This is a genomic window from Carnobacterium sp. 17-4 (assembly GCF_000195575.1).
Classification (GTDB): Bacteria; Bacillota; Bacilli; order Lactobacillales; family Carnobacteriaceae; genus Carnobacterium_B.
Genome location: NC_015391.1, coordinates 1,261,450 through 1,286,784, shown reverse-complemented (window position 1 = coordinate 1,286,784; position 25,335 = coordinate 1,261,450). Strand labels below are relative to the sequence as shown.

Here is a 25,335-nt window from a genome sequence, read left to right as displayed (position 1 = left end):
GTCGTCGACATGACTGAGCCAGCAATTGGGTACGTACATTCAACTGAGAGTTTTGGATCGGTTGATGGACCAGGTATTCGTTTTGTAACCTTTATGCAAGGATGCCGTATGAGGTGCGAGTTTTGCCATAATCCTGATACATGGAACATGGGAGGCGGAACACCTTATACAGCAGATCAATTACTAGAAGAAGCTTTATCCTATAAAGATTATTGGGGCAAAAAGGGTGGTATCACCGTAAGTGGAGGAGAGCCGCTCTTGCATATCGATTTTCTTATTGAGTACTTTAGAAAGGCCAAAGAAGAGGGAATACACACAACTTTAGATACTTGCGGGCAACCGTTCACCTATGAAGAACCTTTTTTTAGTCGTTTTGAAGAACTCATGAAGTATACAGATCTGCTTCTATTTGATATCAAACACATTGACAATGAAAAGCATAAACGTTTAACGATGCACGGTAATGAAAACATTTTAAATATGTCTAGTTATTTATCAAAAATAAATAAACCGGTTTGGATCCGTCATGTATTGGTACCTGAGCGTTCAGATGATGATGATGACTTGATCCGTTTAAGTGAATTCATTCATTCTTTGGGAAATGTCTATAAAGTTGAAATATTACCTTATCATAAACTAGGTGTTTATAAATATGCTGCTTTAAATATTCCTTATAAATTAAAAGATATTGAACCACCAACACTTGAACGTGTAGAAAATGCGAATCGTCTACTACGTGTGCACGAGTATATAGGCTACCAAACACTATAGAGACAAAGAGGAGAAATAGGCTGATGTTTTTCAGTTTCATTTCTTCTTTTTTTCATTTTTTTATTGAAAATTAACATAATACTAGCTAAAATCGCTCATTTGAGATAAAATTTTAGTGTTAGTTATAGTTTAAAGGAGAGATAATAATATGAGTAAAGTTTTAGTTTTTGGTCATAAAAATCCAGATACAGATGCGATTACATCTGCCATTTCATTTGCTTACCTGCAAAAAAAACTAGGTTTTGACGCAGAAGCCGTTGCATTAGGAGAAGTAGGCGAGGAGACACAATATGCTTTAGACCACTTTAAAGTTGAAGCTCCACGTGTTGTAGAGACAGTTGCAAATGAAACAGATAAGGTTATGCTGGTAGATCACAACGAATTCCAACAAAGCGTAAAAGACATTGCGGATGTGGAAGTTTTATCTGTAGTTGATCATCACCGTATTGCTAATTTCGAAACAGCAAATCCGTTGTATTATCGTGCAGAACCTGTAGGATGTACAAATACAATCATTGCTAAATTATTTAAAGAAAAAGACATCACGATTCCTAAAGAAATTGCTGGATTAATGTTATCTGCCATTGTTTCAGATACGTTACTATTCAAATCACCAACATGTACAGATGAAGATATCTCTATTGCAAAAGAACTTGCAGTTATTGCTGATGTTGACATTGATTCATATGGCTTAGAAATGTTGAAAGCTGGAACAAACTTAAGCGATAAATCAGCAGCAGAATTATTAGATATGGATGCTAAAAGTTTCCCAATGGCGGATAAAAATGTTCGTATTGCACAAATTAATGTAGTAGATGTGAATGATGTTCTTTCAATCCAATCAGAATTGGAACAAGAGATGTTAAAGGAAAATCAAGCTAAAAATTATGATTTATTTATTTTAGTTGTGACAAACATCTTAGACAGTGATTCAGTAATCTTAGCATTAGGAAATCCAATCAACGCAGTAGAAGAAGCTTTTAATATTTCTTTAGAAAATAATCGTGCTTTATTAAAAGGTGTGGTTTCACGAAAAAAACAAGTTGTGCCACAATTAACTGAAGCATTAACAAAATAAAACAAAAAAGCTAATTCATGACTAATTTAGTTGTGAACTAGCTTTTTTTGTTTTATAAAGGAAAGATCTTACTTAAACGGTTTGTGTATTGAAAGAATAAGAACTAAAAGTCATTTAAAAGCAATTAACGGACAATGATCAACAAAAGAATGCTAATTGATCTTAAAAGTGCTCAAAATCGACACGAAAAAACGAGAAATCCTAATTTAGAACAACATAACTACTTTGTATAATATATATTATGTAAACTAGAAAAAAAGATGAAATTAGCAAACTGATTAACAGGCCCATTATTCTGGTCCTTCTCTCTTTTAGTTATAAACAACCCTTTTTATATAATCCGAATTCATTTTAGTCCAAAAAAATAAATTCTTTAAATTTTTATAATACTTGGATAAACAAACTTACGCTAACGAGAAAAATATTGCACGTAACTTTCTCGTTAATCATAATTGTAGACAGATTTAAATTTACTTCAATTTAGCTGCTGACTAATTCCTGTAGTTTTAAATCTTTTTATAACTGGCTGATTTAGTTTTACGTTTTAATATTGAAATTAATTTTGATCTATTTATGAGCTTCAAGAAATATTAAAACGGCTAATTATTCTTTAGATAAGCTTATCTAGACTAATCAGTTATTATAAGCCATAAATATCAACTTGTTTTTAGCGGTCTTTATGGCTTATTATTCAGGAGCTACCAACTCCAATTTAATCCTGTCTGGATCTTCAAAGAAAACAGCATAATAATTTGTTCCTCCTGCAAATGGGTGTTTTTCAGGATACAGAATTGTAATGCCTTTTTCTTCCAGTTTTTTCGTCATTTCATCGACCTGATACCGTGATTCTGCATGGAAAGCCAAATGATTAAGACCGACTCTACTACGATGATATGGAACATCTAAAAATCGGTCTTCTGTTTGTACAAAAACGATATAAGTATCCTTTAATTTCCAACTTCGCCCGTTTTCCCAATCTTGAAAAGGTACGTAGCCTAAATCTTCCAGAAACCAACCCCAAAATGTTACCGTTTTGCTTAAGTCGGATACGTAGAGCTCAATATGGTGAAGCAATCCTGTTGACAATGACCATACCTCCTTGTCTTTTCTTTAAATTTTACCACAATGAGAAACGAGATTCCTTAATTAGTGAAGCTCTCTCCTACTATTCGACGTAAAAAGAGAGGAGAGAAGGTTATTTCTCCTCTCTCCCCCCTACTTTTATGCTTGTTTTTGTTTCTCGTAATTAATATGATCGTATTTATCTGGGTTCTCTTGAAACTTCCAAACAACATCAGTAACTAATTTGTCCAATAACTGTTCGGCGATTCCATGACCTCTTAAACTTTCATCTACTAATGTATGGTCGGCAACGATATAGTCTTCATCTGTTTCTTCTTTTTTAAATTTATTATCCAATACACTCATCTTCTCTTTTATTAATACAGTTCATATACCTTATCAAACAAGTCCTTTTCAGTTTCGATTTGGCCCTTATTCCCTATTACGACCACCGTGCTCTCTTCCAATACGCTGTCTAGGCCCTTATTAAGCATCTTTAAGGCATTTGAATCAACCGCTAGAATCTCTTCCTTCAAATGAACTAACTCTTCGCGAGTCACGCCTGTTTTCAGACGATTGAATGCGGTTAAACCTTTGCTGAAAGCAGATTTCGGCTGTTCCATGGGACTAATCGTGCCAATAATGTATTTTAATAGCTCGCTGTCAGACAACTTTATTTGTGCTACATAGTTAGGCAAACCTTTATAAGTTTCCAACGTTTTACGGATATTGGGGTCACGATAAGAACTCAAGGCAAACTGACCAGTTCGTTGATGGTTATACAGCGAACCATAAGCACCACCTTTGACACGGATCTCATTCCACAAGTAACTGTAACGAATAGCTGTTGCCAATACTTTCGCTGCTCCAGTGTAATCAAATTTATCGTTGGCATTTGAAGCAACAGCTACATAATTCACGTCTTGAGCAGTGACATAAGCTTCATGTTGCTTTGCACCCGGCTTAATGACGGCTGGTTCACCTAATTCAGCACTAGGCAACTCAGAAAATGCTGCTTGTAATTTTTCTTTGACCAGTACTCCTCGATCTTTCTCACCGACGTATAAAATGTTCAAGCGATTTTTATTCAGTAAACCGTTTACTGTCTGCAGGATACGCTCTGTTACCTCTTTTGACTTATCGGATTGCAAATCAGCACGAATGTCTTTCAAAAAATGGAATTGATCCATTCCGCTAATCAGTTCATTTAATTTGGCCGAATATTTTACTTGACTCAATGCCCGATTTGCAGCTAGAACATGAGAACTGGAATTAATGCGTCGTTCGAAATTAGAAATCAGCTGTTGAGTGATTTTCAAAATCTCATCTTTATTTTCAAATTGCGTGTGGCACATGATTTCTTGCATTAATGTGACCAACTCTTCAAAAGAAGACTCCAAAGATTTTCCGCGTAAAATAAAATAAGGTTGCAACTGTCCTGCTTTATCTTCATAAATGTCTAGCTTTCCGTAAATGCCGCCTGTGTACAGATCTTTTTGACGTTGCAAAGTTGCGACATCATATTTATCAGTGGCTAGCTTACCAAGCAGATGACTCAATAAACTCAACCACTGATATTCTTCAGCTGCAACATCTTTCAAATCAATGTACAAACTAAGGTAGTCAATGCCAGAAGTGAATTGTTCAGCCTGATAAAAATGAGTTCCTTCATTAAAAGGAATTTCTGTTAGTGGATACTCTTCTACCTGTGTGCTTAAATCTTCTTTTGTCAATGTTGGAATCTTTGCTAAATCTTCCGGTTTATCCGGCGCTTCTTGACGCTTGATCAACTCTTGTGTTTGAGCTATCATTTTGTCGATTTCTTCTTTTGATAGATTAGCTTTATATTCTTGCAATTGCTGATGAGTTTTCGCTTCAAATTGATCGCTTTTACCAGGTTCAGCTTTTAGAATCACTGCAGTACGCAAAGGATTGTTTACTAGTTTTTCTTTGATCAGTTGCTCAAAATACCCCCTACCTGCCAATTCTCCTAGTTCTTTCAAATAGCCTGAAAATTGCAAGTTCACATAAGGACTCTTATCATACAGCCAAGATTGATAAGCATTGATGGCATAAATGACTCCACGTGGGTTGTCTTCCGAAATAGCGGCTTCTTTCGTTTGAAAAGTAATTTTATTCAATGCTGCATTAATCAGCCCTTCATCGATTCCTTCAGTCATTAACTGCTTTAAAGTCTCTTGAACAACTTCTTTGAATCGAGTCATCTTAGAGGCATCAGAATATTTAGCAGTGATTATAAACCCCGTTGGATAGCCAAAATCAGCAACGCCACCTACTATGTCCCCACCTATATCCGCATCCAATAAAGCTTTTTTAAGCGGTGATTGATTATTGCCAAATAAAATTTCTTCCAAAACCTCTAGTCCATACTTATCCAGTACATCATTCGGTTCAGACACATGCCACCCTAAAGCCAAATAATCTTTTCCTTTAGGGTTGTCCCCTGCAGTTATTGAGTAAGTATCTTCAAATACCGCATCATCAGGTACAGCTGGTTCAAAAGATAAGTCGACTTTTTCACTCTGTTTGCCTGAGCCACTGAAATAGTCCTCTAATGCAGCAAAAGTTTCTTTTTCATCTATGTCTCCATATAAGACAGTCAGAGAATTACTTGGGTGGTAATAAGTTTGATGGAAAGCAACAAATTCTTCTTGTGTTAAACTAGGGATGGCTTTTGGATTTCCACCAGATTCGTGACGGTAAATACTGTTGGGATACAACTGATGAGTCAAATGCTGTTGAACTTGTCTTTCAGGAGAGGCTGTCGCCCCTTTCATTTCATTGTAAACAACGCCTTTATAAATCAGGTCATCTTCTGCTGACTCTAAATGATGATGCCAACCTTCTTGTGCTAATATTTGTGCATTATCGTAAAAATTCGGCTTGAACACAGCATCTAAATAAACATTCATTAAATGCATAAAGTCTTTTTTATTAGTTGAAGCAACTGGATAAATTGTCTTATCTGAAAAAGTCATTGCATTGACGAACGTATTCAATGACCCTTTGACTAATTCAACAAATGGTTCTTTTGAAGGGTATTTTTCAGATCCATTTAAAACTGAATGCTCTATGATATGAGCAATCCCGTTATCGTTATACGGAGGCGTCTTAAACCCAATCGTAAACGCCTTATTGGAATCGTCATTTGCGAGATAAAGAACCTTTGCTCCTGTCTCAACGTGTTCATAAATGGTTCCCACGGATTGAATATCCGGTAACTCTTGTGTCTCAATTTGCTTAAATGCCATAGAATTCTCCTTTTCCTTATGCATAATGACTTTATTCTACACCTTGTCCTTATAGTTTATAATATATAAGGGAATAAAAGCTACCTTGATTATTTAAGTACCTATTCCAAAGCCCAATGATTCAACAAAAAGCGAATCTCAACAATTGATTCCTTTACAGCTGCATCATCAGAAAATAAAGAAGTAACTGACGATAATCAACAAAGTGCTCAATAAGGTTCCCAGTAAATAGTATTCTGCAAACTGAGGATTTTCTGAAATTTTATTGTACCGAGCAATCGACTTCGCTGTCAGAACAAATCCAATGGCAGTAAATTGATTAGCATACAGCATCAGCAAAATAAAGAAGCGTTCAAAAACACCAATCAACGCCCCCGCACTTGGGATTCCCTCATCTACTTGATTTTCATTGGTTGGGCGATAGTGATTCAATACTTTTTTTATAGTTACACTGCATGGCCGGATCATCAACAATAGAATCAATATCCATGACAATATATTTTTCATATCCAAACCTAAACTGCTCGACAAGGTTTCTAATCCTGGCATATATTCAATCTCTATAGAAGATATTGTGATAGAGACAACTGCCGCAAGTAATACAAGGATGTGTAACCCTTGGTCTACTAGAAAGATAGCCGTATCTTTATTATTATGAATGAAAAAGCGATTCGTAATAATAAATTTCAGACCATCAATCATGAAATGCAGCACTGAGACCCCTATAGCCACTTTTAATAAAGGCCAACTAAAAATAGGAATAATCACCCCTACCATAGTGATCAAATAAATAAAACAATGGAGCACTAATTTCTTACCAGATACTTCCTTTTCTCTAGCTAACACAGACGATTGGAAATAAAAGTCTCCCAAGATATGTCCGATAAATAATACTATCCCTACGACTTGATTCAACTACTCATCCTCCTCAATATCCTGAACTAAAAAGTGGCTAGCTTCTATCAAAGCTGTTTTATAGGTATAATATTTCGCTGTATTCAGAGCTTTGTTAACGCTAGATTGGCCAATCCCTAATTCTTCAGCTGTCTTATACTGATTTTCTCCATGCGTGAAATAAGCATACATAACTTCTTTTTGTCTAGCGGACCACTTTGATTTCAATGCTGTGGCCAGTGACAGAATAGTATTCAATAGCTGATCTGTTTGTTGGTAGCCTTCTCCGGAACAAATCATCATATTGGTCTCTCTTGTGGTATATTTATTTTCATTTCCTTCAATGGTTTCAATCATTTGCCTTGCGCGGTGGTAGGCTGTGCCATCCATCTCCATAGAATTATCTCGTTGGATGGTTGTACTGATATCGCCTAAGCCAATGCCAAATCTTAGTTCAATTGGAGACAAGGCCAATTCGATTTCAAAAATAATGCTTAAAATCACTTGTTTATTTTTTAGTAATCCTTGGAAGCTGTCTCCTAAAGTAATAATGAAATTAGAAGCAATGTCCTCTGCATATTTCTCATTTATTATTTGCAAAATAGAATGAAATTGTTCTTGCACTTCTTTTCGATCCGCAATTTTACGAGAGTCTTTAATATCTCCTATAATGGCTGCATATGGAGTCCTTACAGTTTTTCTGGTCATCTGATCACCTCTTTCTTTGATTATACCATAAGATTCACCTTAAAGTGAATCTTTATATAAAATTCATCTAAGACTGAATCTTTAGAGGAAACTTTATTAATTAGCGCTAAATCGTTCTATGTAGTTAACCATAATTTAATTATGTTAACTACATAGAACTGTAAAAAAATTCAGATCCTTTACCTCTTCCTATTAGTACTTGAGAAAAGTGTCTACTTTCTTAAAAAAGGCTCTAATACATTACGTTTTTCGTAAATACTGTAAATTTTATATCGTTGTTGAACTGAATATTTTTCAACATGATGTAGAGGTTGCGGTGATTAAGAGTAAAATTTTCTTGAGAGGAATTACTGCTGAATTATTATAATTAATGAAAAAACCAAAATAATTATTTTGGTTTTAAAGTATTTTGCTATTCTTTTAATTTAGGACAAAATGTATTTATGAATTATTTTTAGATTTTTTTCGTCTTAGTTAACCTTTTAAATTTACTTTAAAAAACGAATCTTTTTTGTAATCGTCTAAGTCTAAGTTTTCTTTTGATAAATCAGTTGTTAAATCAAGATTCTTATTGATTTTAGAACCTTTTTTAAGACGAGCTTGGAATTTTTCTTTCATTAAAACTTCAATATTTTTAAGATCTGGGTATTTTCCATCTTTTTCTCCTGCAGCTATGATAGCCAACACCTCAATATAGCTCATAGAAAGCGCTGTTGTGATGATTGCTGCGGTTGAACCGCTAATGACTCCTCCAACAACTGTACCGGCTCCAGGTATCATTTTTATCACATTTGAAACGATGTACCTTCCTGCAAAAGTTGCTCCCCCTGTCCCTCCTATTGCTGCGACAAGACTTGCAATGGTAGATTTGTCCATTGAAATACCAAAAATAGCTGTGATATGAGCCAATAAGGTTACTTGCATAGGAACAAGAACAGATGCGTCAGAAAAAGGTATTGGCAAAAATCCAACACCGAAAGATGTCGCAATGTATCTCAACGCCCAAGTACGAGCAGCATTAGCTTTTCGTGCTATATCTACTTGTTGGGCGTTATTAAAAGCTTTTTTTGCCTCTTCAGGTATAATTTCAAGACTCATTTCAATCAATTCTTTTAAACCAAATGCTGGAACAGAAAACTCTTCAGTTACTTTAAACTCTTCAGCCATAATAGATATTACGCCATAGATTGGCAGATTAAGAGCTTCAATATACTCTTTAAATAGTTTTGCAGGTTCTCCGATTGATTGAGTTAAAATGATAACTACAGGAATTTTTTCACTCAATTCGCTGATCAATTCAAGCTCTGTGGGTTCTATACGCGATGAATTTGCATTAATACAGTAGTAAGCTAAGTGTATTTCTTCTTTGATACCTAATTTTTTATTTTCATTAATCGTCTCAAAAATTTCATTTTTAATTTCTTTTTGAACTTCAAGACTTAGTTCCAACCCCCTGGTATCATATAACACCAATGGTACTCCCTCTTTAGAAATACGTCTTAAATGTTTCGTAATCGGTCTTCCAATTCCGGTCAAAGCAAGATTCTCTCTAAAAACATTATTAATTAAGGTACTCTTCCCTACCCCAGTCTTCCCAACGACCATAACATTAACAGGGGTCATTTTTTTTAATTCGTCTTCAGTTTTATTTAAAATATCTTGTACCATATTAAAATTCTTATCTAAATTTTTCATCTTACCCCTCCATTTATTAAAAAACTATCTTATAGATCTATATAGTTTATCTTACCATTATCTCTATTCTGAAGAAATAGATACGTATCTATCATTTATTACCTACAAAAAAACCTAACTGCAAATAGTTTTGCAGTTAGGTTTTTTTAAATTTTTTATTGTTTATCATTTTCTTTTAGTTCTTCTACTTTCGTTGGTTGCCATCCTTGATCATCTACCCAATTCAAGTAAACGCGGTAAGTTTTTGTTTGGCTACTATCTGAAACAGTTGCTACTACCTGCTCTGCCCCACCATTTTCAACCCACCATTCGATCATATCTGATTCACTTAAACCTGTTGCCACTGCAGCAGCTTTTTTGATTTCGGCACGATCTTGAGAACCATTATTAAAGTCTGTTGTATGTTCTCCTTGTTGTTCCGTAGCTATTGGATCCCAGTCACCGGTGTAAGCTTCTGTCACATTCTCATCAGAAGGTTCGGTTTCATTTGTTTCAACCGACTCGGATTCAGATTCTTCACTTTCTTCTGACTCGCTTGATTCACTTTCAGATGACTCTGATTCAGAACTACTTTCAGAACTGCTTTCAGAACTTTGAGAGTCACTTTGAGTTGATTCAGCGCTGTCTTTTACAATCATGCTAGAACTTTCAGTTGTGCTTTCTTGTGGCTCATCTCCGCCACTGAAAAGTGACATGATGATTAGTACGACAACAACCAGTGCAGCGACTACGACTGCAAAAGTTAATATTTTTATCGTTTTTCTTTCTTTATCATATTTATTTGAACGTGTACTTTTTTTATTGCCTTTAGGATCCTTCATACGTAATTCCCCAATCTTTGAAATGATTTATTCTGTTTTTATTTTTTGAAAACTTCTTAAGCTAGTATACCATTGAATTGGATTAATTACGTTAAGCTAGCATTACTATTCTATTTCGTTTTTTCATTTTTTTGTTAGTTTGTAATTTAGTTTGTAATAAGGCTTGAATAGTGATTTTAATTGAAAAAGTAAAAGATCCATGCTAAACTATACATGAAAAGAGAGATATGCGTCAACATACCCCTCTTTAGAATAGAACCGTTAAAGACGGCAGCTACTATAGAACATAATACAAAAAGTAATCGTCCTACTCGCTAAAGCTTAGACGGTTACTTTTTTTTGTTTGACGAGATTTTTAAAACAAGAGTTGCAAAAGCTAATGCAAACATCAGTGCCTCATAAATGCTCATGAGTTTTCCTTTCTAGGGAAAGCCCAAACAAAAACATTGGCATCACCCCATTTTACAAGAGTTAGCCACCGCCTTAAACTTTTCTACGTTTTAAATTATACCATAGGCGAAAACAAAAATAAAATGAAGACGAAACGTTTGTTCGTTTTAAATCCCTTTATTGGAATATCTTCTAATATCTATTATACTAAAAGTGAACGATGACATTTCAACTATAGATTGGAGATAAATAAAATGACTCAGAAAATTCGAATTGGATTGGTTGGCTACGGTAATATTGGTAAAGGTGTTGAACTAGCAATCAATCAATTTAACGATATGGAAGGTGTTGCGGTCTTTACTAGACGTAATCCTGAGGATGTAGACTCAAACTTGCCTACAGTAAGTATAGACAATATTTTAAATTATAAAGATGCTATTGACGTTTTACTACTATGTGGCGGATCAGCTACTGACTTGCCACAACAAGGGCCAGAGTTAGCAAAACATTTTTCGACCATTGATAGTTACGATAATCATGGGAAAATTCCAGCATACTTTGAATCAATAGATCTTGCTGCTAATAGCGGTCAAAATGTTAGTATTATCTCAGTAGGTTGGGATCCAGGTTTATTTTCGCTTAACCGTGCATTATTTGAAGCTGTCCTACCCGTTGGACAAACGTATACCTTCTGGGGAAAAGGCCTTAGTCAGGGACATTCAGATGCTATTCGTCGTGTTGCGGGAGTAAACAAAGGGGTTCAATATACTGTCCCTCTTGATCAAGCTTTAAATGAAGTCCGCACAGGTCAAAATCCTGAACTTACAACTCGAGAAAAACATATGCGGATTTGTTACATTGTTTCTGATGAAGGAGCAAATCAAGCAGAGATCGAAAATACGATCAAAACTATGCCAAATTATTTTGAACCTTACGAAACAGTCGTTCACTTTATTGATGAAGAACAATTTGAAAAAGATCATCAGAAAATGCCTCATGGTGGATTTGTTATCCGAACTGGAGAATCTGAGACCGGAAGTAAGCAAAAAGCTGAATTCCAACTTGAATTAGAAAGTAATCCTGAGTTTACTTCTTCTATCTTGGTGGCTTACGCAAGAGCTGCAGTTAAGTTTAAACAAGAAGGAAAAACTGGTGCTTTTAGTGTATTGGATGTTCCAATGACTTACTTGTCAGATAAATCTCCTGCACAATTAAGAAAAGAATTGCTATAATAATAAAAAATCCTTAGAAGAGGTTAACTCTTCTAAGGATTTTTTAATTTTGCGTACTAAATTTCTTTAAGGGGCGTGCGATAATAGGTGCAATAATAGCTGCTGCTATCGCCTCACCTACTCCATTTGTTAAGACAACTGTCCCTAAAACTCCTAACAGGTTTGAGTAGTCTACCTCTAACATAGAAGCATAAGTCTCACCATAAATAACATAGATTAACCCTAATACCATTACTGTATTTGTTAATGAAGCTAAGATAGAAGAAATAATCATTGCTGTTGAATCTTTAGCTACTCTTTTTTTTAATACATTATACGTATACCCAGCTACAAAACCAACAAGAATACGCGGAAGGATCGCAATAATGGGATTCCTCCATAAAAAATAATCAAATGGCGAAGCAGGCATTGTAAAGGCTTTAATCATACGGGTAATTCCCCAAACCGATCCAATAATCATCCCATCTTTTGTTCCAAGTGTAATGGATACTACAATAACCGTAATATGAATGATTGTAGGATTTAAGGGAGGAATAGGAATGTACCCTAATAATGGAACGAAATTTTGAATAATAATAATAGCTGTAAGAATACCTAAGATAGCTGTTCTATAAGCATTCCTATTTTTTTTGTACATCTTAACCCTTCTTTCTTTGGAAAAATCTACATTCAGTGTATATACTGTTATTTTACATTAATTTGTACATAATATCATTATAAATCTCTCTAGTCCTCAACTCGTCTAAAGAATGAGAGATTTCCTATCTGAGTATGATTTAACTATTAATTTCTACCGTTAATATTACTCTTTTATTAAACATACAATGTCTTTGCGCGTACAAAAAAAGAAAAGTCCTAATATATTGAGCTTCAAAATTAAGCATTTGCTCATATTTTTGAAGCATAACTTTAGGAACTTTTCCCATTTCATTAAAAAATATTCTGTGAGCTTTATTTATTTAGCTGGCTCAAATGCTGGCTCTAGATGTCCGATTTTTGATAATTCATCCAAGTAATCATAAACTTCTTGAGATGTAAAAGCTTCAAGCAACGCTTGAATTTCAGCTGAATCTTGATTGTCTTCACGAGCAATCAATTGTAGCGCAAAGGTATAGTCTTCGTCCTCTTCTAATAAAACAGCATCTTCTGTTTTCAGTCCAATACTATCAATGTAAGTTGGGTAGTTAAAAACCAATTCTACTCCGTCTTCATATGCACCTGTTAAGTTTAATAAATCAATGTGTGTAAAAGTTAAATTCTTAGGATTTTCTGTGATATCTTCTACGGTTGCTTCATGGTTGTCTATTTCGGGATCCAGTGTAATCACTTCGTAGTGATCTAATATAGATAATGCTCTAGCTTCATTAGAAACGTCACTAGGAATCGCTACTTCAGCCCCATCTTCAAGTTCTTCGATTGAATCATAAACAGGTGAATAAAATCCTACAACTGGATTATAAATAGTTTGAAGAGCCACCAAATTTCCATCTCGTTCAGTATTGAATTTTTCCATAAATGGTTTATGTTGCGCAAAGTTCGCATCTACCTCATCATTAAGTAAAGCTTCGTTGTATTGAATGTTATCAGATACTTCGACTAACTCCACTTTGTAAGGTTCAGCAATTACCTCTCCGGCAATGTCAACAATATCGGTCATTGGTGGCAAATGTGATGCTACTTTGATGACAATCTCTTCTTGTTCAGCTGATCCATCAGTAGTTGCAACCTCTGATGAACTGCCTGAATCTGAATTACCTGTACCGCATGCTGCTAAAACTAATGCCAAACTACTTAAAAACAACCCTTTTTTTATCATTAAATTCTCTCCTTTTGAAAATAAATTGTGTTACCTTTTATCGATCTTGTGCGCAATTTTTAGTCCTAACCATTGCACTAAGACGACAAAAATAATAATAATGATGATTGCTGTATACATAATATCGGTTTCATATCGTTGATAGCCATAGCGAATCGCAAAGTCACCAATTCCCCCTCCGCCAACAACTCCCATAATAGTAGAATAGGAAATAAAACTAACAAAAGCTGTAGTGAACCCAATCAATAACGAACTTCGTGCTTCTACATATAAAAATTTCCATACCAGTTGTGGGATAGTTGCGCCCATAGACTGAGCCGTTTCTAATACACCTTTAGGCACGTCAAGCAAGGACTGCTCAACAAAACGTGCATAAAGTACGATCGCAATAAGCATCATTGGAAATGAAGCAGCTATTGGATCCCCTGTTGCACGTCCATAAAAGTGACGAATAGCTGGCTGCATGGCAATCACTAATAATAAAAAGGGAAATGAACGGATAATATTGACAAAAATATTGGCTAATTGATAGAGAAAATTATTTTCCATTGGTCTTCCTTTTGCCGTTAAAAAGAGCAAGGTCCCCAAAGGCAGTCCTAAAAGAATAGCAGCAACCATAGAAAAGCCCATCATAATGGCGGTTTCGTAGAGGCTTTCTATCAAATTTGGAGCGTGATCAATCATGCGCTCAAGATAAATTTCCAGCGAATCAGACATTTCCTAACACCTCCAACGCCCTTTGGTGGTAAGACTTAAAGACTTTCTGCTCATTTTTACGTGTTACTTGAATAGTATCAATCAATCGTCCCTTTTCGATCACTGCAGCACGTGTGCATAATTCTTTAATCACTTCTAACTCATGCGTCACGATTACTACAGTCATTCCGAATTCTTGATGAGCCCTCTTTAGCACATCGACGATTTCCTTCGTTGTTCCCTGGTCTAAAGCAGACGTTGGTTCATCACAAAGTAGGATGGTGGGTCGTGTAATCAATGCGCGCGCGATACCGACACGTTGCTTTTGTCCACCGGAAAGCTCAGCAGGATAACTAATGCGTTTATCATTCAATCCAACAAAATCCAATACGGTTTCAATCGGTAAAGTGTGTTTGTAATCATATAGTTCTAAAGGCAACAGGATATTTTCTTCAACAGTTTTATTGCTGAGTAAATTAAATTGTTGAAAGATCATACTGATTTTTTTTTGATAGAGTCGTAATTCTTTTTTAGATAGTTGCTGAATATCTACATTGTCAACGATTATTTGACCCTCATCCGGCTTTTCTAGGGCATTAATAAACCGCAATAAGGTTGACTTTCCTGCTCCGCTTTCTCCAATAACACCAAAAAGTTCATTTTTTTCAATAGACAAACTCACCTGATCAACAGCTTTGAATGCTCCATTTTGTCCAATGAATCCTTTTGAGACCCCTTTCAACTCAATCATTTAGAAACACCTCCTATTGTTATGAAACTGTTCCTGTTCATTAAGATAGATAACTAGCGCAAGGGTCATTTCATCTCGTTAAACTAGAGAACTTAAGTAGCATTCTGTTCTTTCACACAAAAATTAGTATAGTTTTTTTCAAAACTAGAAGCAATAAAAGGTCTAATTTTTTAAATGGCTAAAAAAATAAAATTTAGTAAAACTTGAAGTAGAGCGTTTTTTCAGCTTACTTTTTCTTAAATATAATGCTATAAAAACAATGTTGTTCCTAATAGTCTTTTAAAGTCATCTATCTTAATGTAGTGAACCTAGAAATACTAATATTCCTATTTCTTTAGCAAATTTTATTGAGTATTTCTCATTATTTAAACGGTCTAGGTGCTAAAAAGTCCAATAAAAAAGGAGTAAGACATTTGTCTTACTCCTTTTAAAACAAATACAATTAAGTTTGTTTATTCAAATGATGCAATGTACTGTTTCATATAATCAGGAAGATCTGGCGGTCTGCGACTTGAAACAATATGTCCATCTGTAATAGCTGCAGTATCATGCCAAATGGCTCCGGCATTAGTCATATCATCTTTAATTCCAGGAGTACTTGTAACGTTTACGCCATTAAGAATTCCTGCTGAGATCAGTACCCAACCAGCATGGCAAATTTGTCCGATAGGTTTCTTTTGTTGATCAAAATATTGAACGAATTCAATAACTTTTGGAAAACGTCTTAATTTATCCGGCGACCATCCTCCGGGAACTAAAATGCCATCGTATTCTTCTTTAGTAATTTCTTCAAAACTATAATCAGACGTTACCGGCACTCCATATTTCCCATGATAAACGGTATCTTTCTTTTCGCCTACTAAATGTACAACAGCTCCAGCTTCTCTTAAACGCAGGACCGGGTACCACAACTCTAAATCTTCAAAATCATCACTGACTAAAGCAATAATTTTTTTATTTTCTACAGACATCTTTTTATTCCTCCTCAACAATTCAATATATGACTATCATTAGTTTATCAATTCTACTAAAGGACTGCAAATCTTGGAGAACTTAAATCTTATCTTCAATAAACTCTTCCATTAACTCCCGAACGGGTTCGCTTCCATAATCGTTGATAAAATCTTCTAAAATACCTAAAAAGATGCTTCCTTTTTTAGCAGTTCCTTCGCTTTCATCTTCAAAAAAACGAATAAAATAATTTTGATAATTTTTGTATCCATCTACAAATCCTAAACTTTTTATAAATCGATTTTCTTCTACTTCAGCTTCTAAATGAATATCTTGTTCTTTCAGTTCTTCACTCTGATTGATGATAAGTTCTATCAATTCATCTTTCGTTAAACCATTAAGTGTTTTTGGATCCATGTATTCATCTCCTTCGGTTTCAATCTTCCTTCATAATTGTAACTGCTTTTGAGCGAATTGCAAAAAACTTCTACTTTTCTACTTGGAAAGATTGAATGCTTCGATTGACCCTGCCCATTAAAACAAGTAAAAGTTGTTTTTCATCATCAGGCCAGCTTTTAAAAATAGTACTGTATGCTTTCTCAAGTTCAAATGAAACCATTAAAAGCAATTGTCGTGCTTCAGGAGTTACTGAGAGTTGACTAACTCTTTTGTCGATTCCTTGTTCCTTTAAAATAAACCCTTTTTTTCTAATGCTTTAATTTGACGACTTAAAGTTGATTTATCTAATTCAGAATGGTTGGTCAATTCATTTAAGGTTATTTTTTCATCTTTTATAAAAGACATAATCAAGAATCCTGATTTAGTTATCTTATGTTTAGCAAGTAATTGTTTTTCTAATTTAGCATAACTTTGACTAAATTTTGTGAAACGTTGGATCAACGAATGTATTGGAATTTCAGGATGATTATCCATTTAAACACTCCTATCTAGGGTCTGTTGCATTATACAACTAATATATATGTATTATACAACTATCGATTGAAATTGTACACTGAAACAAAATAGTCCAAGGCACATGCCCTGAACTATTCGTTATCATTGTATTTTGGTATTGTAATTTGTTTAACGACTTAATAAAAGTTCATCCGATAATTGACTATTAGAGTCTGTGGCTGTTTGAAAAAGAACCAGTACATCTGGAACGGTTAAGCTCTTTTTTTCTTCTCCAGATAAATCAACGATCACTTTTCCACCATCTAGCATAATTAATCGATTGCCATATTTTAACGCATCGTTCATATTATGTGTGATCATCAGAGCTGTCAATTCTTCTTGCTCAATTCGTCTTTTAGTCAGTTCTAAAACAACTTTTGCTGTTTTGGGATCTAACGCTGCTGTATGCTCATCTAATAATAAAAGTTCTGGTTTATTCATCGTTGCCATTAACAGTGCAATAGATTGGCGTTGACCACCAGACAGTAATCCCATTTCGCTATCCAAACGATTTTCTAAACCTAAGCCTAATTCAGCTAAGACCTGTTTAAAGTACTCTCGCTCCTTATCCGATGTTCCTTTTCGAAGAGAACGTTTCTTTCCTCTACGATAAGCAATAGCCAAATTTTCACCTACAGTCATTCGAGGAGCTGTTCCCATAACAGGGTCTTGAAAGACACGACCAATTGATTCCGCACGTTTTTCTTCTTTCAAAGGAGTTAAATCTTTCTCTCCCAACAGGATAGAGCCTTTATCGATCATAAAATTACCAGCAATGCTGTTTAACAACGTCGATTTCCCAGCTCCGTTTCCACCAATAATCGTAATAAAATCACCTTTTTTTACTTCTAAGTTTAAATCATTCAACACGGTGTTTTGATTAGGTGTTCCTTTATTGAATTGTTTTGTTAGTCCTTTTAATGATAAAACTGGTGTATTAGTAGTCATCTTACAACAACTCCTTTTTTTGGAAGAAATTCAAATTATATTTTGTACGTATACTTGGTAATGCTAGACAGAAAGCTAAAATGATTGCTGAAATAAGTTTCAAATCATTTGGCTGTAATCCGATCAGTAAGACGAACATGATGATAAAACGATAAATAATCGCTCCTAAAATGACACAAATCAGACGGTTAACAAAAGATAAATTTCCAAAAATCACTTCACCAATAATAACTGAAGCTAGACCGATAACGATTGTCCCAATGCCCATACTGATGTCAGCATAACCATTGTCTTGAGCAATAAGTGCTCCTGCAGCGGAAATCAGTCCATTTGAAAGCATAAGTCCGAGTATTTTAGTTTGATTGGTAGAAATTCCCAATGAACGTGCCATTTTTTCATTATCACCAGTTGCGATAACAGCTTGACCCAATTCTGTTTTGAAAAATAAGACCAACAATGTAATCACGATACAAACAAGAATGATTCCTAAGAAAATCGTATCAAATTGGCTAGGTAGATTAAATCCAGTAAAGAAATCGGTTAATCTAGCCTCTCCAAGTAAACTCAAGTTAGCTCGTTTCATGATACGCAAATTAATAGAATATAAACCAGTCATTGTTAATATTCCTGCTAATAATCCAGGAATATGAGCTTTTGTAATAAGAAACCCGGTAACTGCTCCAGCCAAAGCTCCTATGACGAAGGCAATGGCGGTTGCAATTAAAGGATGAACGCCTGAAATAATAAGTTGAGCACATACTGCAGCTCCTAAAGGAAAGGAACCCTCTGCTGTCATATCTGGTAAATTTAAAATACGATAAGTAATGAATATGCCTAAAGCCATCATGCCCCACAATAATCCTTGTGCTGTTGCTGTAACAATTAAATCCATTTGATTTCCCCCATTCTAGTTAATTAAGCTATTCTTTGGCTTTTTCCAATACCTGAGTTGGAATAGTAAGACCAAGCTGTTCAGCTTTTTCTTCATTGATGATGATATCCCCTTGATCGAGATAGCGAATAGGAGTAGTTGCAGGATTTGTATCACCATTTAAAATGGCTACTACCATTTCACCGGTCAAACGACCTAATTCGTATTGATCTAATCCAACAGTTGCTAAGCCGCCTTCTTCTACCATAGTATCTACAGCTGGAAAAACTGGAATCAGATTTGAATCTGCAGCGGACACTAATGTGTTCATTGCACTAGCTATAGTATTATCAGTAGGAACCCATATAGCGTCAACTTGTGCAGCTAAGGTAGATGCCACCTGAGCAACATCGTTCGTTGAAGAAACCGTCATGACTTGAGTATCCAATCCCATTTCTTCAGCAATCTCAATGGCTTGTTCAGCTTGCACAATTGAATTGTCTTCACTTGATGAATATAAAATACCGATTGTTTGAGCTTCTGGTAGAATTTCCTTGATCAAGGAAAATTGTTCTTTAATGGGTGTTAGGTCACTCACCCCTGTAATGTTCCCACCAGGAGCTTCATTGCTTTTGACTAAACCAGAGCCCTCAGGATCCGTAACAGCACCTAATACGATAGGAATATCTTGAGAGCTGTTCGCTAATGCTTGAGCCGAAGGAGTTGCTATACCGACCATCACATCAGCTCCTCTACTAACAAATCGAGTACTCATCGAATTTAAGTTGCTTTGGTCACCTTGAGCATTTTGAAAATCCAATGTCATCGTTTCCCCGTCAATATAACCCGCATCGTTTAGCTCATCTACAATTCCTTTATAAATGAGGTCAAGAGCTGGATGACTTGTCAGTTGTAGAATACCAACCATCGGTTTTTCCTTTTTTGTAACTGTTTCAGTTTTAGTAGTAAAAAAAGCAACCGTTAAAAGTGCTACTAAACAAATAATGAAGCCAATCATTTTTTTCATTTCCTTCATCCTCCAATAATGATTAAATTTTATTTAGCCTTACCAACAAAAGCGCCATCGTTTCATTTCCATTGTACACACCCCAGTAATCAAAATAAAAAAACAGCTGCCACAAATAATCCGTGGAAGCTGTTTTTATGCAAAACAAAATCCACATAGAAATAGAATTAAGTATTCTCTCTACGTGGATTGGAAGTCTAGCCTGTCTTCAAATAAACCAACATAGATACATACATTCAGTACACTGAAGGTTGCATCTATGAGCGTTCTCATGGATCAACCTATCTATCTTGGCTTTGCCAACTGCTATTCAATTGTCCATTATAAGATAAGTTATTTAGCATCCTGAGAACTCCTTTGCTGTTTTTCTATTACGACAATCTTACTAGTTGTATAGTGACGTGTCAAGCAATAAAATGAGAATTACATGAACAATTAACAATCTGATAAATAGATCGGTCTGTCTGATCTAGGTTGTAGTGGTCTATTTGTTTTCCCAACATTTCGTTTAAATGCTTGGAGTAAACCTTGTCTCATATATGTTTGGTGCCGGAACACAATCCAATCTACTGGGCCTGACGTTGGAGGTGTGGTTAATGATCCAGTATAATGATAAAACTGTTTTTTTTCTGGCAATAGACGGGACAATTCGATTGGAACAGTCAAGCCTCTTTCCGCGATACGCGGATGTAAAGCCTTCTCATCTATTGCTGCTAATGTAGTATTCATCGGGCGTTCTGAAGGCAATACAGTGACTCCTACAACGAGAAGATCATTTTTCACAGAACGGTGCACCAAATGAAATTCTAATGGAAAAGATTCTTGGTTAATTTCATGCTCACTTGGCAAATGAAAATGAAGATCTTCTAAAAAATATTTTTTATGCTTAAAGGTAACAAAGTTTACTTTTTCATTTGTTTTTGGCGATAAATGAACCGTATGGTTAAAAAACGATGATTCAAATAACGTTCTATTGTAATCAAATCTCAGTGAATACTGTGAGATAGTTAAGTTTGCTTGATTATCATCTAATGCGATTGGCGATTGCAAACTTTCTGTTTCTGCTTGATAAAAGGCCGAACAAATGGTTTTCCAATTGCCTGGACCTCTATCTCCTTGGTAATTCCATTCCATTTGTTTCCCTCCTAGAGTTTCCAATAGTTATTGTATCTTTTTTTATTCTTAATATGCAACTATTTGTATCCAACTTTCTACTAACCATTTTTAATAAAAAAATGGTATACTGATAAATACAGCACGATTAAGGCTGATTTAGTTAAAAAGTTAAATAGAATCGATTCAACTAATCGATCATGAAAGAAGGGAAATACATGTCATTTGATGGTATTTTTACCCATGCGATGGTAAATGAGTTAAGCGAAGCATTAAAAAATGGACGAGTGTCAAAAATCCATCAACCTTATCCAAATGAGATAGTTGTTGTTATGCGAGCAAATGGGAAGAATCACAAATTACTCTTATCTGCTCACCCAAGCTATGCACGTATTCAACTAACAGAGATTCCTTATGAAAATCCTAGCTCTCCTCCAAATTTTTGTATGATTATGAGGAAACATCTTGAAGGAGCTATCTTAGAAGACATTCAACAAGTAGGCAATGACCGTGTCATTCATTTTAGGTTCAAGAGCCGTGATGAAATTGGCGATGTTCAAAATGTTATCTTGATTGTAGAGTTGATGGGCCGACACAGTAATATTCTTCTGATAGAGCAAGATACACAGCGTATTTTAGATACGATCAAACATGTACCGACGAGTCAAAATTCATTTCGTTTTATTATGCCCGGTGCTACCTACCAATCTCCACCTCACCAAGATAAATTGAATCCCTTTGAAACAAGCAGTTCTGAATTAGCTGAACTAATAACAGCTTTTGAAGATCCAGATTTGCCTTATGAAAAAAGATTGCAGCAAATTTATCAAGGAATCGGTGCGGATACGGCAAAAGAACTCTTTTACCGTAGTGAAAATAATGTGGAAAATTTATCGGTCTTATTTGATTCATTTATGGATACTGTGCGCAGTGGAAATATCTCTCCGACCTTAACGATCGGTTCTAAAAAAGAATTTTTTACCCCACTTCCTTATCTAAGTATCGAAGGAGAACATGTGGGTTATCCTTCTTTAAGCAAACTGCTTGATAAGTATTACGAGAGTAAAGCAGATAGAGACCGTGTTCAGCAGCAAGGATCAGATTTAATTCATTTGATTCAAGTCGAACTTCAACGAAATAAGAAAAAAATGAAAAAACTTCAAAAGACGCTTGATGAAACTGAATTAGCCGATGAATACAGAGTTCAAGGTGAATTGTTAACAGCTTATCTCTACAAGATGACTAAAGGACAAAAAGAAGTTACGTTAACCAATTTTTATGATAATGAAAAACCTATGACGATTTCTCTTGATCCTAGAAAAACACCTTCTCAAAATGCACAAAAATATTTTTCAAAATATCAAAAATTAAAAAATGCTATTGCCTATGTTAATGAGCAAATGCGCTTAACTAAAGAAGAAATCGATTACTTGGAGTCTGTCTCAACACAACTAGAATTAGCTACTCCAAAAGATATCGCTGAGATTAAAGAAGAATTAATACAACAAGGCTATATGAAGAAAAAGAAATCCAAGAAAAAACAAAAACAAGCTAAATTAAGTCAACCGGATCTTTACCGTTCTTCCGATGGCACACCAATTTTAGTAGGGAAAAACAATTTGCAAAATGATCAATTAACACTTAAAACTGCTCGGAAATCAGATATTTGGTTGCACACCAAAAACATTCCAGGTTCACATGTGATCATTCAGTCTGCTGATCCTAGCGAAGAAACAATTTTAGAAGCGGCTAATATAGCTGCCTACTTCTCTAAGTCACAGCTGTCTGCATCTGTTCCAGTAGATTATGTCAACGTGAAAAAAATTAAGAAACCGAATGGAGCAAAACCTGGTTTTGTTATCTACGAAGGTCAACGTACAGTCTATGTTACCCCAGATAAAGAGTTAGTTAATCGCTTAAAAGAATAATTCTTACACTCATTTTTAAACTTAAAAGTAACGCATCCCTACTGGAATACTAGGGATGCGTTACTTTTTTTAGTTGTTCAACCAATTCACTGGATCTTTTTTCCATTCTTGTAACAGTGCTATCTCAGACTCTTTAATTATTCCTCTTTCAAAAGCTGTTTCAATCAGTGCAGAATAATGAGTTAACGTAACTAATGGAAGCCTATTTTTTTCAAAATTTTCTATTCCTTGCGGCAGCTCATAATTAAAGATGGCTGCTACACCTAGAATATCTGCGCCTTCATTAGCTGCTGCCTGCGCAGCTTCGATGACACTTCCACCTGTAGAAATTAAATCTTCAATCACAACCATTTTTTGATTATCCGATATTCGACCTTCAATTTGATTCCCTTTACCGTGATCTTTTGCCTTGCTACGAATGTACACCATAGGCAAATTCAGCAATTCGGCTACCCATGCAGCATGTGGAATGCCTGCAGTAGCTGTTCCAGCAATGACTTCTACTTCTGGATAGTGGGTAGTAATCATTTCAGCTAACCCCTTTGCTATTTCTCGTCTTACGGCTGGATAACTCATCGTAATACGATTGTCACAATAAATCGGACTTTTCATTCCACTAGCCCAAGTAAAGGGATCTGTTGGATTTAAACTTACTGCGTTAATTAATAATAGTTGTTCAGCAATTCGTTTTTCATTAGTCATGTTTCTTATCGCCTCCTTGCCATTGCTCTTTTATTGCATGATAGGCAGCCACCGGATCAGCTGCTTGTGTGATGGGACGACCAACAACGATCATAGATGCACCGCTTTCTCTAGCACTCGACGGTGTAGCAATCCGTTTTTGGTCGCCAACATCTGATCCAGCTAAACGTATACCAGGTGTGACACATAAAAATTCTTTTCCAGTCGCTTCCCTGATACTTTTCGCCTCTAGAGCTGAACAAACAACACCGTCTAAACCAGCAGACTGAGTTAATTTAGCATAATGAAGAACACTTTCCATTAAAGATACAGAAATCAACTGGTATTGCTGCATCATAGTTTGTGTTGTAGATGTCAATTGAGTGACCGCAATCAATTTAGGCGGTTGGTTGCCTGTTGGAGTACCTGAAAGTAACCCCTCCATTGCAGCTTCCATCATGGATTTACCGCCAGCAGCATGGACATTGATCATATCGACGCCCATAGCTGCTATTCCCTTCATTGATCGTTGAACAGTATTTGGAATATCGTGCAGTTTTAGATCTAAAAAAACATCATGGCCTAATTGTTTAAGTTGCGTTACAATTTCAGGACCATTTTGGTAAAACAGTTCCAGGCCAACTTTAACAAATAACGGTTCATCCTTAAACTGGTCTAAGAAATGAGTTACTTGAGGTAACGTTGAGAAATCTAAGGCAATGATTGGTCTACTTTCCATCTCTTTGCCCCTCCTTTACTTCTTTCACTAATGATTCAATCGACTCAATACCGAGTTCATCCATTCGTTTAGGTAAAGCTTCAATTAATTCTTTGCAAATCATTGGATTAGCATAATTAGCTGTACCGATTGCAACTGCGCTAGCTCCAGCCATGAACATCTCAAGCACATCATCCACGGTTGAAATACCACCCATTCCAATTATTGGAATGGAAACTGCACGAGATACTTGATAGACCATACGGATAGCGATCGGCTTGACAGCTGGACCGGAAAGTCCACCGGTTTTATTTGCTAAGATCGGCCTTTTGGTCTCAACATCAATACTCATTCCCAATAAGGTATTGATCATGCTGATACCGTCTGCTCCACCTTTTTCAGCAGCTTGAGCGATTTCGACAATATTGGTTACATTTGGGGTTAGTTTAATATAAATCGGAACCGTAGAAACAGTTTTTACTGCTCTTGTGATGTCATACACTGATTCAGGTTTAGAACCAAATGTTAACCCGCCCTCTTTGACATTGGGGCAGGATACATTGATTTCAAGTGCGCGAACGGTTGGTGATTGACATAGTTTTTTTGTAACTTCAATATATTCTTCAACTGTTGTACCGGCAACACTAGCAATCACGGGTGTATCAAATTTAGCTAACAACGGTAATTTCTCAGCTACGATTACGTCCACTCCTGGATTTTTTAAGCCTACCGCATTTAAAACGCCATTTTCTAAATGATGATAACGCGGATTCGCATTTCCTTCTCGTGCATCAATTGTCGTTGACTTGATAATAATGGCTCCTAATATATTGTAGTCATATTGATCCAAATAGAGTTCGCCAAACCCAAATGTTCCACTGGCTGGCATAATAGGATTTTTCAAATCTAATCCTGGTAATTTTACTGCTAAGCGATTCATTTTCTAACCCCCGTTTAG

The 25,335-nt window shown here is 35.6% G+C and carries 25 protein-coding genes; 4 read left to right on the top strand and 21 right to left on the bottom strand.

The annotated features are described in order from the left end of the window. Positions 1 to 9 precede the first annotated feature (9 nt). Positions 10 to 771, top strand: coding sequence for a pyruvate formate-lyase-activating protein (gene pflA / locus CAR_RS06225; RefSeq protein ID WP_013710875.1), 762 nt, complete (start codon positions 10 to 12; stop codon positions 769 to 771). A 148-nt stretch (positions 772 to 919) separates the two neighbouring features. Next, a complete protein-coding gene (locus CAR_RS06220) occupies positions 920 to 1,849 on the top strand; it encodes a manganese-dependent inorganic pyrophosphatase (protein WP_013710874.1) in 930 nt (309 codons plus the stop codon). 687 nt (positions 1,850 to 2,536) lie between these two features. Here the strand turns inward: CAR_RS06220 and CAR_RS06215 are convergent. The 7 genes from CAR_RS06215 to CAR_RS06185 all read right to left on the bottom strand — a co-directional run bounded on the left by CAR_RS06215 (position 2,537) and on the right by CAR_RS06185 (position 10,301). Beyond that, complete coding sequence (locus CAR_RS06215) at positions 2,537 to 2,935, bottom strand: VOC family protein (RefSeq protein ID WP_013710873.1); 399 nt, start codon at positions 2,933 to 2,935, stop codon at positions 2,537 to 2,539. A gap of 135 nt (positions 2,936 to 3,070) precedes the next feature. After that, positions 3,071 to 3,268 (bottom strand): hypothetical protein, encoded by a 198-nt coding sequence (locus tag CAR_RS13265; protein ID WP_052303136.1) that lies wholly within the window; start codon positions 3,266 to 3,268, stop codon positions 3,071 to 3,073. 20 nt (positions 3,269 to 3,288) lie between these two features. Continuing rightward, entirely contained in the window at positions 3,289 to 6,183 is a 2,895-nt protein-coding gene (locus tag CAR_RS06205; RefSeq protein ID WP_013710871.1) for an insulinase family protein, read from the bottom strand. Positions 6,184 to 6,351: 168 nt separating this feature from the next. Then, the gene (locus tag CAR_RS06200; RefSeq protein WP_013710870.1) at positions 6,352 to 7,098 is read right to left on the bottom strand and encodes a DUF3307 domain-containing protein; all 747 of its coding nucleotides are present in this window, start codon (positions 7,096 to 7,098) and stop codon (positions 6,352 to 6,354) included. Beyond that, a complete protein-coding gene (locus CAR_RS06195; RefSeq protein WP_013710869.1) occupies positions 7,099 to 7,785 on the bottom strand; it encodes a SatD family protein in 687 nt (228 codons plus the stop codon). 474 nt (positions 7,786 to 8,259) lie between these two features. Continuing rightward, positions 8,260 to 9,480: a GTPase gene (locus tag CAR_RS06190; RefSeq protein ID WP_013710868.1), complete on the bottom strand. Its 1,221-nt coding sequence runs from the start codon at positions 9,478 to 9,480 to the stop codon at positions 8,260 to 8,262. Between the two features lie 155 nt (positions 9,481 to 9,635). Then, complete coding sequence (locus CAR_RS06185; protein WP_013710867.1) at positions 9,636 to 10,301, bottom strand: YrrS family protein; 666 nt, start codon at positions 10,299 to 10,301, stop codon at positions 9,636 to 9,638. 644 nt (positions 10,302 to 10,945) lie between these two features. Between CAR_RS06185 and CAR_RS06180 the strand changes: the two genes are divergently transcribed. Further along, positions 10,946 to 11,923 (top strand): diaminopimelate dehydrogenase, encoded by a 978-nt coding sequence (locus CAR_RS06180; RefSeq protein WP_013710866.1) that lies wholly within the window; start codon positions 10,946 to 10,948, stop codon positions 11,921 to 11,923. 43 nt (positions 11,924 to 11,966) lie between these two features. Here the strand turns inward: CAR_RS06180 and CAR_RS06175 are convergent, their stop codons facing one another. From CAR_RS06175 to CAR_RS06125, 11 genes are all read right to left on the bottom strand, one after another. Next, positions 11,967 to 12,560 (bottom strand): ECF transporter S component, encoded by a 594-nt coding sequence (locus CAR_RS06175; protein WP_013710865.1) that lies wholly within the window; start codon positions 12,558 to 12,560, stop codon positions 11,967 to 11,969. 318 nt (positions 12,561 to 12,878) lie between these two features. Further along, the gene (locus CAR_RS06170) at positions 12,879 to 13,739 is read right to left on the bottom strand and encodes a MetQ/NlpA family ABC transporter substrate-binding protein (RefSeq protein WP_013710864.1); all 861 of its coding nucleotides are present in this window, start codon (positions 13,737 to 13,739) and stop codon (positions 12,879 to 12,881) included. Between the two features lie 30 nt (positions 13,740 to 13,769). Beyond that, a complete protein-coding gene (locus CAR_RS06165) occupies positions 13,770 to 14,456 on the bottom strand; it encodes a methionine ABC transporter permease (protein ID WP_013710863.1) in 687 nt (228 codons plus the stop codon). Then, entirely contained in the window at positions 14,449 to 15,186 is a 738-nt protein-coding gene (locus CAR_RS06160) for a methionine ABC transporter ATP-binding protein (protein ID WP_013710862.1), read from the bottom strand. The genes CAR_RS06165 and CAR_RS06160 overlap by 8 nt, the downstream gene beginning before the upstream one ends. 452 nt (positions 15,187 to 15,638) lie before the next feature. Next, complete coding sequence (locus tag CAR_RS06155; protein WP_013710861.1) at positions 15,639 to 16,157, bottom strand: type 1 glutamine amidotransferase domain-containing protein; 519 nt, start codon at positions 16,155 to 16,157, stop codon at positions 15,639 to 15,641. Between the two features lie 82 nt (positions 16,158 to 16,239). Further along, positions 16,240 to 16,554 carry a hypothetical protein gene (locus CAR_RS06150; protein ID WP_013710860.1) on the bottom strand — a complete coding sequence of 105 codons (315 nt, stop codon included), beginning with the start codon at positions 16,552 to 16,554 and terminating at the stop codon, positions 16,240 to 16,242. A gap of 270 nt (positions 16,555 to 16,824) precedes the next feature. After that, positions 16,825 to 17,070, bottom strand: coding sequence for a MarR family winged helix-turn-helix transcriptional regulator (locus tag CAR_RS06145; protein ID WP_013710858.1), 246 nt, complete (start codon positions 17,068 to 17,070; stop codon positions 16,825 to 16,827). 150 nt (positions 17,071 to 17,220) lie between these two features. Further along, positions 17,221 to 18,039 carry an ABC transporter ATP-binding protein gene (locus CAR_RS06140; protein WP_013710857.1) on the bottom strand — a complete coding sequence of 273 codons (819 nt, stop codon included), beginning with the start codon at positions 18,037 to 18,039 and terminating at the stop codon, positions 17,221 to 17,223. Between the two features lies 1 nt (position 18,040). Further along, positions 18,041 to 18,931: an ABC transporter permease gene (locus CAR_RS06135; protein ID WP_013710856.1), complete on the bottom strand. Its 891-nt coding sequence runs from the start codon at positions 18,929 to 18,931 to the stop codon at positions 18,041 to 18,043. Positions 18,932 to 18,959: 28 nt separating this feature from the next. Next, positions 18,960 to 19,937: a tryptophan ABC transporter substrate-binding protein gene (gene trpX, locus CAR_RS06130; protein WP_041556336.1), complete on the bottom strand. Its 978-nt coding sequence runs from the start codon at positions 19,935 to 19,937 to the stop codon at positions 18,960 to 18,962. Between the two features lie 435 nt (positions 19,938 to 20,372). Further along, positions 20,373 to 21,071, bottom strand: a complete 699-nt coding sequence (locus tag CAR_RS06125; RefSeq protein ID WP_041556334.1) for a carbonic anhydrase family protein — start codon at positions 21,069 to 21,071, stop codon at positions 20,373 to 20,375. A 197-nt stretch (positions 21,072 to 21,268) separates the two neighbouring features. Here CAR_RS06125 and CAR_RS06120 point away from each other — a divergent pair, with 197 nt between their 5' ends. Then, positions 21,269 to 22,978 carry an NFACT RNA binding domain-containing protein gene (locus CAR_RS06120; protein ID WP_041556332.1) on the top strand — a complete coding sequence of 570 codons (1,710 nt, stop codon included), beginning with the start codon at positions 21,269 to 21,271 and terminating at the stop codon, positions 22,976 to 22,978. Between the two features lie 69 nt (positions 22,979 to 23,047). Here the strand turns inward: CAR_RS06120 and pyrE are convergent, their stop codons facing one another. From pyrE to CAR_RS06105, 3 genes are read right to left on the bottom strand one after another with little or no spacing between them, the layout of a single operon-like run. After that, positions 23,048 to 23,680, bottom strand: coding sequence for an orotate phosphoribosyltransferase (pyrE, locus tag CAR_RS06115; RefSeq protein ID WP_013710852.1), 633 nt, complete (start codon positions 23,678 to 23,680; stop codon positions 23,048 to 23,050). Further along, the gene (pyrF, locus tag CAR_RS06110; RefSeq protein ID WP_013710851.1) at positions 23,673 to 24,398 is read right to left on the bottom strand and encodes an orotidine-5'-phosphate decarboxylase; all 726 of its coding nucleotides are present in this window, start codon (positions 24,396 to 24,398) and stop codon (positions 23,673 to 23,675) included. The genes pyrE and pyrF overlap by 8 nt, the downstream gene beginning before the upstream one ends. Next, positions 24,388 to 25,317 (bottom strand): dihydroorotate dehydrogenase, encoded by a 930-nt coding sequence (locus CAR_RS06105; protein ID WP_013710850.1) that lies wholly within the window; start codon positions 25,315 to 25,317, stop codon positions 24,388 to 24,390. Before CAR_RS06105 ends, pyrF begins: the two co-directional genes overlap by 11 nt. Positions 25,318 to 25,335 lie beyond the last annotated feature (18 nt).

What these genes read in the sequence shown, in the direction of transcription:
- CAR_RS06140 (WP_013710857.1), bottom strand. Translation starts at nt 18,039, where the DNA reads ATGACTACTAATACACCAGTTTTATCATTAAAAGGACTAACAAAACAA.
- CAR_RS06195 (WP_013710869.1), bottom strand. Translation starts at nt 7,785, where the DNA reads ATGACCAGAAAAACTGTAAGGACTCCATATGCAGCCATTATAGGAGAT.
- CAR_RS06125 (WP_041556334.1), bottom strand. Translation starts at nt 21,071, where the DNA reads ATGGAATGGAATTACCAAGGAGATAGAGGTCCAGGCAATTGGAAAACC.
- CAR_RS06135 (WP_013710856.1), bottom strand. Translation starts at nt 18,931, where the DNA reads ATGGATTTAATTGTTACAGCAACAGCACAAGGATTATTGTGGGGCATG.
- trpX (WP_041556336.1), bottom strand. Translation starts at nt 19,937, where the DNA reads ATGAAAAAAATGATTGGCTTCATTATTTGTTTAGTAGCACTTTTAACG.
- CAR_RS06150 (WP_013710860.1), bottom strand. Translation starts at nt 16,554, where the DNA reads ATGGATCCAAAAACACTTAATGGTTTAACGAAAGATGAATTGATAGAA.
- pyrF (WP_013710851.1), bottom strand. Translation starts at nt 24,398, where the DNA reads ATGGAAAGTAGACCAATCATTGCCTTAGATTTCTCAACGTTACCTCAA.
- CAR_RS06145 (WP_013710858.1), bottom strand. Translation starts at nt 17,070, where the DNA reads ATGGATAATCATCCTGAAATTCCAATACATTCGTTGATCCAACGTTTC.
- CAR_RS06170 (WP_013710864.1), bottom strand. Translation starts at nt 13,739, where the DNA reads ATGATAAAAAAAGGGTTGTTTTTAAGTAGTTTGGCATTAGTTTTAGCA.
- CAR_RS06165 (WP_013710863.1), bottom strand. Translation starts at nt 14,456, where the DNA reads ATGTCTGATTCGCTGGAAATTTATCTTGAGCGCATGATTGATCACGCT.
- CAR_RS06105 (WP_013710850.1), bottom strand. Translation starts at nt 25,317, where the DNA reads ATGAATCGCTTAGCAGTAAAATTACCAGGATTAGATTTGAAAAATCCT.
- pflA (WP_013710875.1), top strand. Translation starts at nt 10, where the DNA reads ATGACTGAGCCAGCAATTGGGTACGTACATTCAACTGAGAGTTTTGGA.
- CAR_RS06155 (WP_013710861.1), bottom strand. Translation starts at nt 16,157, where the DNA reads ATGTCTGTAGAAAATAAAAAAATTATTGCTTTAGTCAGTGATGATTTT.
- CAR_RS06180 (WP_013710866.1), top strand. Translation starts at nt 10,946, where the DNA reads ATGACTCAGAAAATTCGAATTGGATTGGTTGGCTACGGTAATATTGGT.
- CAR_RS06220 (WP_013710874.1), top strand. Translation starts at nt 920, where the DNA reads ATGAGTAAAGTTTTAGTTTTTGGTCATAAAAATCCAGATACAGATGCG.
- CAR_RS06190 (WP_013710868.1), bottom strand. Translation starts at nt 9,480, where the DNA reads ATGAAAAATTTAGATAAGAATTTTAATATGGTACAAGATATTTTAAAT.
- CAR_RS06205 (WP_013710871.1), bottom strand. Translation starts at nt 6,183, where the DNA reads ATGGCATTTAAGCAAATTGAGACACAAGAGTTACCGGATATTCAATCC.
- CAR_RS06160 (WP_013710862.1), bottom strand. Translation starts at nt 15,186, where the DNA reads ATGATTGAGTTGAAAGGGGTCTCAAAAGGATTCATTGGACAAAATGGA.
- CAR_RS06120 (WP_041556332.1), top strand. Translation starts at nt 21,269, where the DNA reads ATGTCATTTGATGGTATTTTTACCCATGCGATGGTAAATGAGTTAAGC.
- pyrE (WP_013710852.1), bottom strand. Translation starts at nt 23,680, where the DNA reads ATGACTAATGAAAAACGAATTGCTGAACAACTATTATTAATTAACGCA.
- CAR_RS06185 (WP_013710867.1), bottom strand. Translation starts at nt 10,301, where the DNA reads ATGAAGGATCCTAAAGGCAATAAAAAAAGTACACGTTCAAATAAATAT.
- CAR_RS06175 (WP_013710865.1), bottom strand. Translation starts at nt 12,560, where the DNA reads ATGTACAAAAAAAATAGGAATGCTTATAGAACAGCTATCTTAGGTATT.